Source organism: Hymenobacter sp., from assembly GCF_036388155.1.
In the GTDB taxonomy this organism is placed as follows: domain Bacteria; phylum Bacteroidota; class Bacteroidia; order Cytophagales; family Hymenobacteraceae; genus Hymenobacter.
The window spans coordinates 32,206-49,248 of record NZ_DASVSI010000050.1 but is presented as its reverse complement, the minus strand read 5'-3'; the positions used below and the strand labels follow the sequence as shown (position 1 = coordinate 49,248).

Genomic DNA, 17,043 nt, shown 5'->3' with positions numbered 1-17,043 from the left:
CGGGCTGGGCGCAGGTGCACGGCCGCAACGCCCGCACCTGGGAAGAAAAATTCGCGCTTGACAACTGGTACGTCGCCCACCGCGGCTGGGCCCTCGACGTCCGCATTCTCCTCCTCACGCTGGCCCATTTGCTGGGCCACGGCCGCCACCCCGGCGCCAATGAACCCGCCCCTCGTTTCACTGGCACCCCCACGCCCAACGTTCTTGCATGACCCAGCTTTTCTTTTCTGATTACGACGTGAGCGAGGCTCCGGCGCCGCTCGTCATTTTTGGCGCGGGCGGCCTTGGGCGCGAAGTGCTGCTGCTGCTGCACCAGCTCAACGAGGTGCAGCCCACGTGGAATGTGCTGGGCTTCTACGACGACCAGCCGCCCAGTACATCCATCGTAGCGGGCCTGCCTTACCTGGGCACCAGCGCCGACCTCATCGCGACCACGGAACCGCTGGCGGTGGCCGTGGCCGTGGGCAACCCCGCCGCGCGCGCCGCCGTGGTGGCACGGCTTACCTCGGCGCACTTGTCGTTTCCGGCACTGGTGCATCCGCGCGTGGCACTGGCCCCGGAGCAGCGCATCAGCGTGGGCGCGGGCTGCATCATCCAGCAGGGCTGCCTGCTCACTTGCGACATTAAGTTGGGCCAGTTTGTGCTGCTCAACCTGGGCTGCACAGTGGGGCACGACGCCGTGCTGGCAGACTTTTGCTCGCTGATGCCGCACGCCAACGTGAGCGGCTCGGCCCAGCTGGAAACCGGCGTGTACCTGGGCACCAACGCCACCATTATTCAAGGCGTCCGCGTCGGCGCAAACACCATTGTGGGGGCCGGAGCCGTGGCCGTGCGCGACTTACCGGCCAACGCCACCGCTGTGGGCGTGCCCGCCAGGATAATTAAGAATTAATAATTATAAATGACCGATTTGGCAGCACAACTGCGGTTGGTCGTCCTAATTATTAATTCTTAATTATTCATTTTTAATTATTTGAATGCGTAGCCAAGATTACGACCGTCTGTTTTTGTCCCCGCCCCACCTGGGCCGGCACGAGTTGAACTACGTCCACAAAGCCATTGAGGACAACTGGGTGGCGCCGGCCGGCCCCAACATCACCGGGTTCGAAGCCGACATTTGCCAGGCCGCGGGCGTGGCGCATTGCGTAGCCCTTACTTCGGGCACCGCAGCCATTCATTTGGGCCTGATACTGCTGGGCGTGGGGCCGGGCGACGAGGTGCTGTGCCCGTCGTTCACCTTCGTGGCCACGGCCAACCCGGTGCTGTACCTGGGGGCCTCGCCGGTTTTTGTGGATAGCGAGCCCGATACCTGGAACCTGTGCCCCAAGCGCCTGCGCGAAGCCATTGAGGACCGCATGGCCAGGGGCAAAAAGCCCAAAGCCCTGATTCTGGTCCACCTCTACGGCATGCCCGCCAAGCTGACCGAGCTGCTGGCCCTGGCGCAGGAGTTTGACATTCCCGTGCTCGAAGACGCGGCCGAGGCGTTGGGCGCGCGTTTCAACGGCCAGCCGCTGGGCAGCTTTGGCGCGGTAGGCGTGTTTTCCTTCAATGGCAACAAAATCCTGACCACCAGTGGCGGCGGTGCCTTGGTCACCAACGATGCCGCTCTGGCTAAAAAGGCGCGTTTCCTGGCCACCCAGGCCAAAGAAGACGCCCCCCATTACCAGCATTCGGAGGTGGGCTACAACTACCGCCTGAGCAACATCCTGGCTGGCATTGGCCGGGGCCAGATGGGCTTGCTAGACGACCGGGTGAAGCGGCGGCGCGAAATATTTGCCTGGTACCAGGAACACCTGGCCGGCCTGCCGGGCCTGACCGTGGCCCTGGCCCCCGAGCCGGCTGGCAGCCGCTCGAACCGCTGGCTCACCACCATCCTCCTCGACCCCGCCGAACCGAAGGAAGGCGTTAGCCAAACCACCGCCACGCCCGAAACCGTCCGCCTGCACCTCGAAACCCGCAACATCGAGAGCCGGCCCCTGTGGAAACCCCTGCACCTGCAGCCCCTGTTTGCCACGGCGCCCGTGTACGGCGGCGCAGTTTGCGCCGACCTGTTTGCCCGCGGCCTGTGCCTGCCCAGCGGCACGGCCATGACGGACCAAGACCTGCGCCGCGTGAAAGAAGCCCTCACGGAGGCACTGGCGTAGCATCCGTCGCCGTCCGTTAGACTTTTTTTTGAGGAAGCCGTTGCTTGTGTTTTGGAGTCCACGAAACTCGTCGCCTCGGCGCGCTTCGTGAACTTTGAATCGTGGACGGGTTTCTTAAACTTCTCCGGCCCTGCAACGGCTCACTAGCACCTGATGTCGAGCAGTTGCAAGGCGTTTACTGAAAGGAGCATTTGGGCAACTGGAAACACAGCCGACTTTTGGCCGGCGCCGTAGTATAGGCGTCGTCTCCCGTTTGTTCGCATGCCGTCCGTCCCTTCCGACCCGTCCTCGCAGGAAAGCATTATCCGCGCGCTGCGGGAAGAACTGCAGGCCCTGCGCGACGCCAGTGCCGCCGCCGGTGCCCTGGCCCGGGACGCGGCGCGCTACCACCTCAGACAGGTGCGGTTCCGCACGGTGTTCGAGCATTCGCCGCTGGGCCACAAAATCATCGGCCCGGACTTGCTGATTCGCGACGCCAACCCCGCCGTGGTGGCGCTGCTGGGCCTGCCCGGGCCCGAGGCGCTGCTCGGGCGCCCCATTCTGGACTTTGCCCACCCCGCCCACCGCGCCGACTGGCGGGCCCTGCAACGGGCCCTGTGGGACCGCTCCCTGCCCGCGTTCGCCCTGGAAACCCGCCTGTGCCGGCCCGACGGGACCGAGCTCTGGTGCCGGGTGACGTCGGTGCTGTTTCCCGACGAGGGCGGCACGCTGGGCTACACCACCCTGGAAGACATCTCGCCCCGCAAGCACCTGGAGGAGGGGTTGGCGGAAACGGCCCGCCAACGCGCCGCCGCCAACGAGCACTTGACCGCCCTGAATGAAGAGCTGACGTCGCTCAACGAGCAGCTGCGCGTCGCCAACGAGGAACTGCAGGACGCCAACGCCACCCTGGTGCAAGTCAACGGGGAACTCGACACGTTCGTGTACGCCGCCTCCCACGACCTGCGCACGCCCCTGGCCAACCTGCAGGGCCTGGTGCAAGCACTGGCCGAACACGGGCCCGCGGCGGCGGAAGACGAGCACGTGCCGGTGCTGGTGGGCATGATGCAGCTGTCAGTGGAACGCCTGCGCGCCGCGCTCGACCGCCTGGCCGACTTCGGCACCGCGCGCCACGACATGGCCGGGGCCCGCGAACAGCTGTCGGTGGCGGCGGCGCTGGAAGCGGTGCGGCCCGAGGTGGCGCCCCTGCTGGCGGCCGCGGGCGGGCGGCTGGAGGTGAACATCGCGGGCACCCCGTACGTGTGGTTTTCGCCCAAGCACCTGCATTCGGTGCTGCTCAACTTAATCAGCAACGCCGTGAAGTACCGCCACCCCGACCGCGCCCCGGTCGTACGCGTGCGCGCCCACCGCGAGGCCACCCGCGTGGTGGTGCACGTGAAAGACAACGGCCGGGGGCTGACCGTGGCCCAGCAAGCAAAGGGGTTTCGCCTGTTTCAGCGCTTTCACCCCGACGTGGAGGGCACCGGCGTGGGCCTGTACCTAGTGAAGAAAATCGTGGACCACGCCGGGGGGGAGTTGCAGGTACAAAGCGAGCCCGGGCGCGGCACCACGTTTACGCTCGTCTTCCCGGCGTAAGTGCGGGCGTCTGTGAAAAGGGTAGTTTTCTTCTCACTCCCTCACTTATGGGCTCTGCCAGGCCTGCCAAATGTCACTCGACGCGACCAGGCGCCAAGCTCCGGCGGCAAGCAAGTCTATAACCGGTGAGCGCGACGGCTCACAACCGGCCCAAGGTGCCCGGCAAGTACTCGCGGCTGGCTTCCGGCATCATAAGGGCCGCCTGCACGCCCGTGCGGGCTACTTCTCCCACATGCAACACCGGCCCGCACGGGCGTGCAGGCGGCTTCCGGAATGGTAAGAAGTCGTCTGCACGCCCGTGCCATCGGCTTTTGAAGAGGCAGAAGCGCCCGGTACGCCCGTGCGAGGCATTTTAGGGAGCTACGCAGCCGTCCGCACGGGCGTGTGGGCGGCTTTAGTCCTGGTTGGGCACTAACACGGCCTTCGCCTTGCCCGATTTATTGACTTTAGCCGCCGAGAAATCAAAGAAGCTGTACACCTTCTCGGGCTGGTCGAACGTGAGCTCTAGCTGGGCTTTGAGGCGGCGCTGGGCGCGGGCAATGGCGGCGCGGTCGGCGGCCAGGTCCAGGATGGCCGCGTCGATGGTGGCGGCCTGGGTGTCGCGGGAGGCGTCGGCGGCGGCCAGGGCGGCGTATTTGGCCTGGGCTTCGGCCCCCAGCGTGGGGTAGAGGCTGGGCTGCTGGGCGGTGTAGAGGGCCAGCAGGCGCTCGGACTCGGTGAGCAGCGCGGGCTGCGGCAGGGCGGCGAGCTTGCTCTTGCCGAACTTCTTGAAGTCGGCGTACACGGGCAGCTTGCGCAGCTTGGGCGTCACGTGGTCCTTCATGGTGTCGTCCACGAATTCCAGCCATTCGGCGCGGGCCTGGCGGAAGGCGGTCGTGCCGCCGGCCGTGGACTGGCCCCGGTCGGCGAGGTTCTCGTCGAAGCCACCGATGGCCGTTTCCAGCTCGGCCAGCAGCGGGGCGAAGGCGGTGCCGAGGGCGGCTTCGCGGCCGGCCCGCAGGCTGTACTCGGCCTGGGCTTTAAAGTCGGGCCGCGCCATGCGCAGCGCCTCAAACAGATTGTCGAAGTAGGTAGAATACGCGCCTTGCATGCAAAGAATGGAGAGAAAGAAAAGAACGGCCAATGGCTTGGCCACGCGCTGATTATCAGGCGCGATGTAAGAGTACGGCTTTTTCCGCAACCACGCCGCTGCACACCGTAGCACGGTGTTTGCCGTTATAAGGCGCATTCACTTCTTTATACCCATGACCCACTTCCGTATTCTCGCCGCTTTGCTGCTCGCGCTGCCCCTGGCCGCCACCGCCCAGACCACGCCTGCTTCGCCCAAAAAGACCCCGCCCACCACGACCACTCCGACCACTCCGACCAAGGCGCCGACGCCGGTGAATACCACCTCGGCGCCCCAGCAGGTAACCGAAACCGTTGAGGACCTGGACCCGGCCACGGGCAAGGTGATTCGCCGCACCACCCGCACCACCACGGTGCCGGCCGGCACGCCCCTCCCGGGCACCACCACCGCGCCCTCTTCTCCCACCGAAGTTGCCGATGGAACGATGGCCACCGACGCGCAGGTAACGGCCTTTTTGCGCACCAAAACCACGGTGAGCACCCTCACCGCGCCCGCCCTGGTTAGCGCCTACTCGCGCTTTATGGAGCAGGTAAACGCTAGCCGCCACGGGTGGAGGTCGGCGGACTGGGCCAGTGCGGCGGCGGTACTCAGCAGCCTCAATGCCCGCTACGAACAACTGCGCTCCAACATCAGCTTCGACGACAAAGTGAACATCCGCGCGCAACAAGCCGAGTTCCAGACGCTGCGCACGGCCCGCCAGCTCTCCGACCAGGTGTCGGATAAGCTGTAGGAATAGCAACCTGCATTTGACCGCCCACCGGCCCGCTTCGCACCACGGAAGCGGGGGCCGGTGGGCTGTTTGTTTCTGCAATCAGGAGCAGGAATAACGGCTTTGGGAGTAACCCCCGCTGCCCGAACGGGGTACTAGGGCTGGGCTCGTCGGTAGGCGGGCCGCTCATGCGGCCGCCTGTTGGCCGCCAAGCCTTACTCTCGATGAAGAAACATACCTATGACATGGGCCTGGTGGGCAACTGTGCCTTCCTCGGCCTCATTGGCACCGATACGGCCGTGCGCTGGCTCTGCTGGCCGCGATTTGACAGCAGCTTCGTGTTCGGCAGCCTGCTGGACGAAAAAAAGGGCGGCGAATACAGCATCCGGCCCGTCTCAGACTCCGGATTTCGCTCGGAACAATACTACCTGCCGAACACCAACGTGTTGTGCACGGAGATTGAAACCGCCGACGGCCGCTACCGCGTCACGGATTTTGCGCCTCGCTTTGCGCAGTACGACCGCTACTACAAGCCCCTCATGTTCATTCGCAAGGTGGAGCCGCTGGCCGGCACGCCGCGCGTGCGGGTGGCCTGCCGGCCCATGGGCCAGTACGGCGAGCTGCCGCTCAACCGCCGCCGCAGCTCCAACCACATTGCGTTTCTGGGTTTGGAAGAGGAAATCCGTCTCACCACCAACATTCCATTGACTTACGTGCTCGACGAGGAGGACTTCGTGCTCAACGAAATCAAGTACCTCGTCCTCACCTACGGCGCCCCGCTGGAAGCCCCGCTTGAAACCACCGCCGACCAGTTCCTGCTCAAAACGTTAGACTACTGGCGCAAGTGGGTGAAGAGCACCAGCATTGGCACCTTCCACCAAGACGCGGTTATCCGCTCGGCGCTGGCCCTGAAAATCCACCAGTACGAGGACACGGGCGCCATCATTGCGGCCAGCACCACCAGCCTGCCCGAGGCCCCCGGCAGCACCCGCAACTGGGACTACCGCTACTGCTGGATGCGCGACACCTACTACATCCTCACGGCCTTCAACAACATCGGCCACTTCGAGGAAATGGAGCGCTACTTCCACTACATCGCCAACATCTCCACCAAAGTCAAAGACAAGTACCAGCCGCTGTACGGCATCAGCGGCAAGTCGGACTTGGTGGAGCAGGAGCTGCCCCTGGCGGGCTACCTGGGCAACCAGCCGGTGCGCATCGGCAACGACGCCTACACCCACATTCAGAACGATGTGTACGGGCAGGTGCTGGTGGCGCTGCTGCCGCTGTACGTGGATGCCCGCTTTGTGCACCCGGCCCAACTGCCGCCCGAAAAGCTGGCCACCGAAGTGCTGCGCCTCATGGAAACCACCCTCGACCAGCCCGACGCGGGCCTGTGGGAATTCCGCCACATTGCGCAGTACCACTGCTACACCTACCTTTTCCACTGGGCCGGCGCCCACGCCGCGCGCCAAGTGGCACGCACGCTGGGCCAGCCGGCCATGGAAGCCCGCGCCACGCGCCTGATTGAAGAAGCCAGCGCCCGCATCGAGCAGTGCTACGACGCCGACCGCGGCGTGTATACCAACGCCATCGGTTCGCCGCACCTCGACGCCAGCACCATGCAACTCATCCTCATGGGCTACCTCGACCCTGCTTCCGAGCGCGCCCGCCGGCATTTGGTGGAGCTGGAAAAGGAGCTGCGCACGCCCGAAGGCCTGTTCTACCGCTACCGCCACCCCGACGATTTCGGCACGCCCGAAACCACCTTTCTCATCTGCTCTTTCTGGTACGTGGAGGCGCTGGCCTGCGTCGGCCGCCTCGACGATGCCGCCAACGAGTTTGAAAAACTACTGGCTTATACCAACCACCTCGGCCTGCTTTCCGAAGACGTAGACGCCAAAACTGGCTCGCAGTGGGGCAACTTCCCGCAAGCCTACAGCCACGTGGGCCTCGTGAACGCCGCCTACCGCATTGCCCAGCGCCTCGACCGGCCGCACTTTGTGGGGTAAGCGCCGGACGTAATGAGGACTGAAGAGTGGTCATTGCGAGGCGCAGCCGTGGCAATCCGTCCTGGTCTTAGCGGCCAGCTTTCTAAATGTGAGAAGCCCCGGCTCTGCTACGAGTGCCGGGGCTTCCTTTTGCAAACAAGGGCGTGTCACATCTTAGAGTAAGTCGCTGAAACCAGGACGGATTGCCACGGCTGCGCCTCGCAATGACACCATTCCTCATTCTTCGTTTTTCATTAAGCGAAGCGTCTATAGCAGCTTGCGCAGCAACTCCCGCACGTCCTTCGGCGAGGCCACGTGGAACCGGGCCGAAGAGTGCGCCGCCGAGCCCACCCGAATGGTGTACGCCTCGGCCGGCAAGGCGCGGAACGTGTCTTCATCGGTGCGGTCGTCGCCGAGGGCCAGCGTAAAGTCGGGATTGTACTGGCTCAGCCAGCGCGCGGCGGCCGTGCCTTTGTTGATGCCCGCGTTCTTTATTTCCAGCACTTTGTTGCCTTCCAGCACTTGCAGGTCGGTGTTTGAGGTCATGAACGTCAGGTGGTTGAGCAGCTCGCGGGAGCGCACGGCGCCCAACTCCTCGTCGGCGCGGCGATAGTGCCACACCAGGGAGTAGTCCTTCTCCTCGATGAACGAACCGGCGGTGCGGGCCACGTACAGCTCCAGCACCGGGCGCAGGTCGCGCTTCCAGTCGTTGCGCATGGGCTGGAAGAGGCTCCACTCTTCGCCGGCGGCGCGCAGCCATACGCCGTGCTCGGCAATAAAGTCAACGTGCAAGTCGCCCAGCCACTTTTCCAGCGTGGTGCGGTCGCGCCCGCTGATGATGACCACCCGGTTGCCAGGAATCTCGCTGAGGGCGCGCAGCAACTGGCGCAGCTCCTGGTCGGGCTGCACGCGCTGCGGGTTGGCGTGGAAAGGCATCAGCGTGCCGTCGTAATCGAGCAGCAACAAGCGCTGTGCGGCGGCGTGGTAGGCCTCGAGCAGTTGCGTGGCGGGCGCGAGGGCCAGGGTTTCGGTGGCCAGGGTTTGTTGCTTCATTTTGGTGTAGGCCAACTGGTTGAGAAAGAGTTTGGTCCAGGAAAAAACGTTGTAGCGTTGCACCAACGCCTGCATGGCCGCCATGCGCTGCACTTGCTCATCCTCGGGCATCACCAGGGCGTCGTGCATGGCCTCGGCCAGCTGGTTGATGTCGGTGGGGTTGATGATGATGGCATCAGACAGCTCGCGGGCGGCGCCGGCCCGTTCGCTCAGGATGAGCACACCGCGTTGGTCTACTTTGCTGGCCACGAACTCCTTGGCCACGAGGTTCATGCCGTCGCGCATGGGCGTCACCAGGGCCACCTCGGCCAGGCGGTACAGCGAGGCCAGCTCTTCCAGCGGCAGCGAGCGGTAGAAATAATGAATCGGGTTCCAGCTGATGGTGCGGTACGCCGCGTTGATGCGGCCCACCAGCTCGTCAATTTCCTCCTTCAGGGCCGCGTATTGGGCTACTTGGTCGCGGGAGGGCACCACCAGCATTATCAGGCTCACCTGCTCGCGCCACTCCGGGTAGCGCTGCAACAGCAGCTCGAAGGCCCGGATGCGCTGGGCAATGCCCTTGGTGTAGTCGAGGCGGTCGATGGACAAAATGACCCGGGTGGCGCGCAGGGCCTCGCGATACACTTTCTCGTGCTCCAGCGCCGCTTCCGACTCGGCCGCTTTGGCGTACCGGTCGTAGTCGATGCCCATCGGGAACGAGTCGACGCGCACGGCGCGGTTGTCCACCTCAATCTGTCCGTTTTGGGCCGGCAGGCCCAGCAGCTGCGACACCGAGCTCAGGAAATGGCGCAGGTAACCAAACGTGTGGAAGCCAATCAGGTCGGCCCCCAGCATGCCCCGAATGAGCTCGGTACGCCAGGGCAGCACCCGAATGAGCTCGTAGGACGGGAAGGGAATGTGCAGGAAGAAGCCAATGGTGGCGTCGGGGCGGGCGCTGCGCAGCATCTCGGGCAGCAGCAGCAACTGGTAGTCGTGCACCCAAATGATGTCTTCGGGCCCCGCGTGGGCCAGCACGGCGCGGCAAAATTTTTCGTTCACGGCCACGTAGGCGTCCCAGTGCGACTGCTCGTAGGTGGCAAACTGCGTGAAGTAGTGAAAGGTGGGCCACAGCGTAGAATTGCTGAAGCCCTCGTAGAAATCCCGGATTTCGGCTTCGGTCAGGAACACCGGGGCCATGCTGTCGCCCTGCAGCTGCTCGGTGACGTACTGCTCCTCAGCAGAGTCGTTCACGTACAGGCCGGGCCACCCCACCCATACGTTGCCATCGGCCCGGTAGATGGAGCCCAGCCCCGTGGCCAGGCCACCTTCGCTGGGTTGAAATGAAAGACTTTCCTCGGTGCGCAGAACCTTCGTAGGCAGGCGGTTAGATACAATTATGGTACGCGGCATAGCTCAATGAAAAGGAGGGCAAACCTTTAGGCTTACGGTCCAAATCCAACTTTAGCCGACATTGTTCCTTTTTGGGCACCAAGCAATTTGTTATTGTCGAGACCGAAATGCTTAGTGATGGTGGTGCTCTTCCTCCGGCGGCGGCGGCAATTCCGCGGCGGCGCGGTATAACAACGCGGTGGGCACGCGCGGGTAGTGGTGGTGCAAGTGGTGGAAGGCAAACGAGGCCGTTATCGGCGTCCAGGCCTGGGCCAGGGTGGCGGCCGTGCGCGCCACCGGGTTGCGCGACGACACGTGGTGCGGCACATAAGACGCCCAAATGGGCATGGTGGCGCTCATCACGAACGCCACGCCCCAATACACCAGCCCTACCAGCGAGCCCGTGAGCCAGTACAGCACCACAAAGGCCACGAGCAGCAGCAGGGTCAGGGCCGTTTCGATGAGCTGGATGCGGCGCGTGTGGGGCGCAATGCGCAAGGACTCGCGCCGCAGCATCAGGGTGTGCCAGGGCCCTTGCCACAGCACCCGCCCTAAGCTCCAGGTTGCGGGCGCGCCTTCGGGGTCGGCCTCGGTGAGGCAGCGGCCGTGGTGGCGCAGGTGCGTAACCTGCAAGCCGTGGCCGCTTTTGAGGATGAGCAGGCCGGCCAGGGTCAGCACCCGCTCGTTGGCGGGCTTGGGCAGGCCCAGGGCGTTGTGCATGGCGTCGTGCATCATCACGAAGGCGGCCAGGCACACCACTGCGGCCAGCGGCACCGCCAGCCACCACCAGCCGGCCAGGGCCAGCCCCACATACAAGGCCAGCAGCACCCAGGGGCGGGCCAGCTCCACGCGTCGTTGGGCAGGGGTGAGTTCTAGTTTCATAAAAGATTATAAAAGAAAAGGACCGTCATGCTGAGCGCAGTCGAAGCATCTCGCCAGAGGCAGTAATCCAGTTGCAAGAATTAAGATTAGTGGTGGCACGCGAGATGCTTCGACTACGCTCAGCATGACGGTCTTTTACTATGTTTCATTCCCGGCTTTCGTGCCGCAGCGGCAGCGCATGCACCGGAATCTGCTCCGGCGCCAGGGTTTGCCAACTGGACTGAAACGAGCCATAATAACCGAACAGCTTGCCAAAAACCGGGTTGCGCACTTCCACCTGAATGCGGTAGCAGTTGGCCGCGTCGTCGTACCATTCTTCCACGTCGGCCAGCGCGGCCAGCAGCCGCGGCACGCCAAACGCGAAGCGGCCTTCGTAAAAGCGTTGCGCGCCCGAACGCAGCCGCAGCCCGCCCTTGGCCGTCACGGCCAGGTCGATGTCCACGGCCACGTGCTGGTGGGTGCCCAAGTAGTCCACAATGCAGTTGCGGGCCGCGCTGTGCACCATGGTGGCGTCGAAGCAGCGGGTGTGCGCAGGGAAGGCAAAGCGCCGAATCCACGTCACGGTTTCGCGGCCCAAGGGGTCGCAATAGGCATAATTCTCGATGCGAAACGGCACGTTCAGGCCGGTTTCGGGAAAGGTGATGTGCCGCGCCAGTCCGGCCCGCAGGAACGGTTGCGTAAAAAACGGCCCGTGCCACACCCGCTCCATCACCCCTTCGCCCACAAAAGCGCGGTTGTCCTGGCTGCTAAACGCCAGCCGCTCCTGAATGCGCGGGTGCAGCTTCTGAAAATCGGCGCCCAGTTGCTGCTGATAGATGGAAGGCATGAGGGAAAATGGATGAGCTGGCCAGAGTGAGCTATTCTGCGATGGCGGGTGCTTCCCGCGGCAATTTGCGCGGCGTGCGCGCGGCCTCGGGCGGCTGGCGCAGGCAGCGCGAGGCACTGGGCACCAGGGCGGGCGGGATGGCCAGGGCCACAGCCGCCAGCGCCATCAGCGCCAGGTTGAGCGTAAGGGGATTGAAGGGCGCGACAAACACCGCCGGCTGGCTGAACACCGCCCCTGCCCCCAGCACCACCAAGCCCACCATATTCAGCCAGTACACCGGGCGTAGCCGCCGCGCGGGCAGCAGCCAAAACAACAGCCCAAACAGAATTTCGCCCACTCCCACCGCCGAGGCCACCTGCCGCGCCGCCGCTGCCGAAAATCCCGCTCCTTGCAAGATGCTCAGCTCGCCGGTGTCGGGGTACAACAGCTTGGGCACCATGCCTTGATAAATCCACACAAAGCCCAGGGTGAAGCGCACCAAAGCCATAATTGCGCCCAACGCGCGGGAGACGGCCGGGGCCTGCCCGCGCTCCAGCCACAGCCGCAGGCTGTCGAAGCCCCACGCCGTGGCCCACCCAATGAGGGGCCGAAACGCCAACCGGTCGAGCCACTCTCCTACCGCCCCGAAACGCGTTTGGTAGTCGTAGCGCGTGAAAAAACGCAGGCCGTCCTCTGTAGGCACGTATTTCCAGAAGCCCGCTCCTTCGCGAATGAGCGACACCCACTCATCAGACCAAAACTTCAGCACAGACGTGCGCTCGCCGTTTTTTTCCTTGGTGCCAACGCTTTCGCCACAGCCCGCCACGCCTAGCCCAAATCCGATGCGCGTGGCGTAAAGAAACTGCTGCGGCTCGTTGTCAGAGGCCCGGGACAAGTACTGAATTTCGGTAAATCGCAGGTCCCACTGCTGGTGCAATTCGGGCTGCTGGGTGTGCGCCCAAAGCTGCTCCATGGAACAGCGAATGCGCGCTTCTACGTAAATCGAGGGCCTCTTCATTTGCTACTATGAAGATAGACATGAAGCGCGACAAACCTCAACAAAAAACCAAGAAAATCAGTATTCTGCGGCCTTTTATTACGCAACAAACAGCAGGCTCCAACCCGGCCGTAACCTACTCAAGCGCATAGGCCAAATCGGACAGCAGTTCCTCTACCGGTTCAATGCCCACGCTCAGCCGAATGAGGCCCACGGTGATGCCCAACTCGTCCCGCTGCGCGTCCGTCAGGGCGCGGTGCGAGGTGGAGAGCGGGTGCGAGCACGACGAATCCACGCCCGCCAAGGAAGGCGCAAACGGAAACCGCTGGCTGCGGTGCATGAAGCGGTTCACGGCCGCTTCATCGTCGGGCAACCGGAACGAGAGCATGCCGCTGAAACGGCCGCCGCCTTGCGTCATGGCCAGGGCGTGCTGCGGGTGCGTGGGCAGGCCGGGGTAATACACGGCCCCCACGGCGGGGTGCTCCTCCAGAAACTCGGCCACCAGCCAGGCATTTTCGCTGTGGGCCGCCACGCGCAGACGCAAGGTTTTCATGCCGCGCACGCTCAGCCAGCTTTCCATAGGGCTCAACGTCAACCCGAATACCATTCCGATTTGCCGCAGCCGCGCGGCATCGTCGGCCGTCCGGGCCACCACCACGCCGGCCGTCACATCCGAGTGGCCCGCCAGGTATTTGGTCACGCTGTGCAGCACCAGGTCGGCCCCAAACGCCAAAGGTTTCGTCAGCACCGGCGTGGCGAAAGTATTGTCCACCACCAGCTTGATTCCTTGCTCATGGCACTCGGCAGCTAGGCGGCGCAGGTCCGCCACGCGCAGCAGCGGGTTGCTCATGGTTTCGCAAAGCAGCAGCTTGGTGGTGGGCTGCACGTGGGGCGTGAGGTCGTACAGGTCCGCGAAAGGCACGTAGCTTGCCGTAATGCCCAGCCGCGACAGCTCCAGGTTCAGTAGCGCCGCCGAGCCGCCGTAGATGTCGGCCGCGCACAGCACGTGGTCGCCGGCCTGGCAATAGGTCATCAGGGCCGCGAAAATGGCCGCCATGCCCGAGCCCGTGGCCAGCGCCCCGGCCCCGGCTTCCCAGCGGCAAACGGCCTCGGCCAGCTCGTCGCTGTTGGGGTTGCCGTTGCGCGAGTACATGTAGCGGCGGGCCGGCTCGTCGAAGTACTGCTCCACGGCGTCCAAGTCGTCAAACTTGAAAACCGAGGTTTGGTAGATGGGCGTGATTTTGGGGTGGATGTCCGGACGGTTCATAAAGCGGCTAATGGGCAATGCCTGGCAAAGGTCGGCAGCCGCGGCCAGCTTACCTCCTACCCTTCGCCCTGTTGCCCGCGCCGGTTTTCGCGCCGGAACACCTGCATCAACACCAGCAGGTACGACACCAGCAATGGCCCCACCACCAGCCCAATGATGCCGAAAATCTGCACGCCCAGCACCAGCCCCACCAGCGTCACGAGCGGGTGAATGTCGCCCATGCGCTTGGCCAGCAGAATGCGCAGCAGGTTGTCCACGTTAATAATCACGATGAAGCCCACCAGCAAAATGCCAATGCCCTGCGTGTTTTGCCCCTGCGAAAACTGATACAACGCCGCCGGCCCCCACACCAGCGGCGTACCCAGCACCGGCAGGAAAGCCATAAAAAAGGCCACCACGGTCCAGAACAACGGGTCGGGCACTTTAAAAATCCACAGCGTCAGCCCGGTCAGGATGGCCTGCACCAACGCCACCAGCACTTGGCCCAGCACGTTGGCGTTCACGTTGTTTTTGAGCGACTCGCCCAGCTCATTCAGCGTGTCGCTGCGGAAGGGCAAGTAGCGGTGCAAGCCCCGCAGAAAGCCGGCCTCCTGCTTGAACATGTAGTACATCGTGAACAGCATCAGGCCCACTATCACCAGAAAATTGAGCGCGCTGTTGGCCAGCGTCGGCAGCCACCCGCTCACTTTGCCGGCTCCTTGCAGCAGCGTTTGCCGCACGTTCACCTGCTCGGCTATTTTAAAGCCAGTGGCTCTTTCCAGTCGGTGCAACACCTCCAGAATCTGCCCGGGGTTCTTGGCAAATACCACCAGCCGTTCAATCAACAGCGAGCTGAGGGCATAAAACGGAATGATGATGACCACCACCGTCACCAGCAGCAAGCCCACGGTTACCAGGGTCGGGTTCCATTTTCGGCGGTGCACCAGCGCCACCCACCACGGCCGAAACACCACAAACAGAATGCCCGCCGCCAAAAACGCCGTGAGGTATTGCGCCAGGCCAAACACAATCAGGCCCGCCAGCCCAATCAGGGCCGATACCAGCAGCACGTGCCGCTGGCGCGGGGTGTAAATATTTTCGACGGCGTCGAGGTTCTCTAAAGGGTCCGGCATACGGAGGAGTTTAAACCAGAGGCGGCTCCTCCGTATACGTTTTTATCGCATCTCGGCCGGCCAAACATGCAAAAGGCCGCCCCTGTCAAACAGGGGCGGCCTTTTCTTAGCCGGACAAACCAGCAAGCTCAGCCTTAAGCAACCGTGCCTTCAGCCAGCACAATCACGTTGTTGCGCAGCACTTCCACCACGCCGCCTTCGATGCGAATGGCCTCGCGGCCAACTGCGCTGGTCAGCGTAATCGGGCCGGCCTTGAGGGCGGCAATCAGCGGGGCGTGGTTGTTCAGCACTTCAAACAAGCCATCGGTGCCCGGGAACTGGGCCGACGTCACTTCGCCTTCAAAAACCTTACGGTCGGGGGTGATGATTTCTAAATGCATTTTAGTTGTCAGTTATTAGTTGTCAGTTGTTAGGCTTCAGCAGCTCGTTGCCGTTGTTAGGATGTGCTAACAACCGACAACGAGCAACTGACAACTAAAACTTACTTCGCTTCCGCAATCAGGCGCTCACCCTTGGTTACGGCATCCTCGATGGTGCCCACCAAGTTGAAGGCCGCCTCGGGGAGGTGGTCGTACTTGCCGTCGATGATTTCGTTGAAGCCGCGGATGGTGTCCTTGATGTCAACGAGCACGCCGGCCAGGCCGGTGAACTGCTCAGCCACGAAGAAGGGCTGCGACAGGAAGCGCTGCACGCGACGGGCGCGGTTTACTACCTGCTTGTCCTCTTCGGAGAGTTCGTCCATACCCAGGATGGCGATGATGTCCTGCAGTTCCTTGTAGCGCTGCAGAATCTCCTTCACGCGCTGGGCGGTGTTGTAGTGCTCGTTGCCAATTACGTCGGCCGACAGGATGCGCGAAGTCGAGTCCAGCGGGTCCACTGCGGGGTAGATGCCCAGCTCGGCAATTTTGCGGCTCAGTACCGTGGTGGCGTCCAAGTGAGCAAAGGTATTGGCCGGAGCCGGGTCAGTCAAGTCATCGGCAGGCACATACACGGCCTGTACCGAGGTGATGGAACCGCGCTTGGTCGAGGTGATGCGCTCCTGCATGGCACCCATTTCAGTAGCCAGCGTGGGCTGGTAACCTACGGCCGAAGGCATCCGGCCCAACAGAGCCGATACTTCCGAACCCGCCTGCGTGAAGCGGAAGATGTTGTCGATAAAGAACAGGATGTCGCGACCAGCACCGGTGCCGTCGCCGTCGCGGAAGCTCTCAGCAATGGTCAGACCCGACAGGGCCACGCGGGCGCGGGCTCCGGGGGGCTCGTTCATCTGGCCAAACACCAGGGTAGCCTGCGACTTCAGCAGCTCGTTCTGGTCCACCTTGCTCAGGTCCCAGCCACCGGCTTCCATCGAGTGCTTGAACTCCTCGCCGTAGAGAATGATGTTGGATTCGATGAATTCACGCAGCAAGTCGTTGCCCTCGCGGGTACGCTCGCCCACGCCGGCAAACACCGACAGGCCTTCGTAGGCTTTGGCCACGTTGTTCACCAGCTCCATGATGAGTACGGTTTTGCCCACGCCGGCACCGCCGAACAGACCAATTTTACCGCCCTTTACATAAGGAGCCAGCAAGTCAATCACCTTGATGCCGGTGTAGAGAATTTCCGACGACGTTGCGAGGTCTTCGAAAGCCGGGGGAAGGCGGTGAATAGGCAGCGCGCCTTCGGACTTCGGCTGGGGAATGCCGTCAATGGCTTGGCCAATAACGTTAAACAGGCGGCCTTTCACGGCGTCGCCGGTCGGCATCGACATCGGTGCGCCCAGGTCGCGCACTTCGGCGCCACGGGTCAGGCCTTCGGTCGAGTCCATGGCAATGGTCCGAACCCGGTCCTCGCCCAAGTGCTGCTGGCATTCCAACACCACCACTTGGCCGTTGTCTTTCGTGACTTCGAGCGCGTCGAGGATATTGGGCAGCTTCGTGTTTTCACCCGCGAAGCTCACGTCCACTACGGGCCCGATGACCTGGGTGATTTTGCCAGTATTCGCCATTGCGTTGTATTTATTATGAAGGAT

The 17,043-nt window shown here is 63.2% G+C and carries 15 protein-coding genes; 6 read left to right on the top strand and 9 right to left on the bottom strand.

Annotation, left to right across the window (positions count from 1 at the left end):
- From VF629_RS07480 to VF629_RS07465, 4 genes are all read left to right on the top strand, one after another.
- Positions 1-212: sugar transferase (locus VF629_RS07480; protein WP_331057842.1), on the top strand; the 212-nt coding region annotated here is incomplete at its 5' end.
- The gene (locus VF629_RS07475; RefSeq protein ID WP_331057841.1) at positions 209-892 is read left to right on the top strand and encodes an acetyltransferase; all 684 of its coding nucleotides are present in this window, start codon (positions 209-211) and stop codon (positions 890-892) included. The genes VF629_RS07480 and VF629_RS07475, both read left to right, overlap by 4 nt.
- Positions 893-977: 85 nt before the next feature.
- Positions 978-2,144, top strand: coding sequence for a DegT/DnrJ/EryC1/StrS family aminotransferase (locus tag VF629_RS07470; protein ID WP_331057840.1), 1,167 nt, complete (start codon positions 978-980; stop codon positions 2,142-2,144).
- 261 nt (positions 2,145-2,405) lie between these two features.
- Positions 2,406-3,719, top strand: coding sequence for a PAS domain-containing sensor histidine kinase (locus tag VF629_RS07465; RefSeq protein ID WP_331057839.1), 1,314 nt, complete (start codon positions 2,406-2,408; stop codon positions 3,717-3,719).
- Between the two features lie 394 nt (positions 3,720-4,113).
- Here VF629_RS07465 and VF629_RS07460 read toward each other — a convergent pair whose 3' ends face one another.
- Positions 4,114-4,809 carry a hypothetical protein gene (locus tag VF629_RS07460; protein ID WP_331057838.1) on the bottom strand — a complete coding sequence of 232 codons (696 nt, stop codon included), beginning with the start codon at positions 4,807-4,809 and terminating at the stop codon, positions 4,114-4,116.
- 154 nt (positions 4,810-4,963) lie between these two features.
- Between VF629_RS07460 and VF629_RS07455 the strand changes: the two genes are divergently transcribed.
- Together VF629_RS07455 and VF629_RS07450 are read left to right on the top strand one after the other, a co-directional pair.
- Entirely contained in the window at positions 4,964-5,578 is a 615-nt protein-coding gene (locus VF629_RS07455; protein WP_331057837.1) for a hypothetical protein, read from the top strand.
- A gap of 203 nt (positions 5,579-5,781) precedes the next feature.
- Positions 5,782-7,569 carry a glycoside hydrolase family 15 protein gene (locus VF629_RS07450; protein WP_331057836.1) on the top strand — a complete coding sequence of 596 codons (1,788 nt, stop codon included), beginning with the start codon at positions 5,782-5,784 and terminating at the stop codon, positions 7,567-7,569.
- A gap of 246 nt (positions 7,570-7,815) precedes the next feature.
- Here the strand turns inward: VF629_RS07450 and VF629_RS07445 are convergent, their stop codons facing one another.
- From VF629_RS07445 to atpD, 8 genes are all read right to left on the bottom strand, one after another.
- Positions 7,816-9,990 carry a bifunctional alpha,alpha-trehalose-phosphate synthase (UDP-forming)/trehalose-phosphatase gene (locus VF629_RS07445; protein ID WP_331057835.1) on the bottom strand — a complete coding sequence of 725 codons (2,175 nt, stop codon included), beginning with the start codon at positions 9,988-9,990 and terminating at the stop codon, positions 7,816-7,818.
- Between the two features lie 111 nt (positions 9,991-10,101).
- On the bottom strand, positions 10,102-10,851 hold the full coding sequence (locus VF629_RS07440; RefSeq protein WP_331057834.1) for a fatty acid desaturase: 750 nt from the start codon (positions 10,849-10,851) through the stop codon (positions 10,102-10,104).
- Positions 10,852-10,996: 145 nt separating this feature from the next.
- The gene (locus tag VF629_RS07435) at positions 10,997-11,677 is read right to left on the bottom strand and encodes a DUF4166 domain-containing protein (protein ID WP_331057833.1); all 681 of its coding nucleotides are present in this window, start codon (positions 11,675-11,677) and stop codon (positions 10,997-10,999) included.
- 31 nt (positions 11,678-11,708) lie between these two features.
- Positions 11,709-12,629, bottom strand: a complete 921-nt coding sequence (locus VF629_RS07430) for a DoxX-like family protein (protein WP_331057832.1) — start codon at positions 12,627-12,629, stop codon at positions 11,709-11,711.
- A 160-nt stretch (positions 12,630-12,789) separates the two neighbouring features.
- Entirely contained in the window at positions 12,790-13,920 is a 1,131-nt protein-coding gene (locus VF629_RS07425; protein WP_331057831.1) for an aminotransferase class I/II-fold pyridoxal phosphate-dependent enzyme, read from the bottom strand.
- Between the two features lie 56 nt (positions 13,921-13,976).
- The gene (locus tag VF629_RS07420; RefSeq protein WP_331057830.1) at positions 13,977-15,032 is read right to left on the bottom strand and encodes an AI-2E family transporter; all 1,056 of its coding nucleotides are present in this window, start codon (positions 15,030-15,032) and stop codon (positions 13,977-13,979) included.
- Positions 15,033-15,166: 134 nt separating this feature from the next.
- A complete protein-coding gene (atpC, locus tag VF629_RS07415; protein WP_331057829.1) occupies positions 15,167-15,412 on the bottom strand; it encodes an ATP synthase F1 subunit epsilon in 246 nt (81 codons plus the stop codon).
- A gap of 101 nt (positions 15,413-15,513) precedes the next feature.
- Entirely contained in the window at positions 15,514-17,019 is a 1,506-nt protein-coding gene (gene atpD, locus VF629_RS07410; protein WP_331057828.1) for a F0F1 ATP synthase subunit beta, read from the bottom strand.
- Positions 17,020-17,043: the final 24 nt, after the last annotated feature.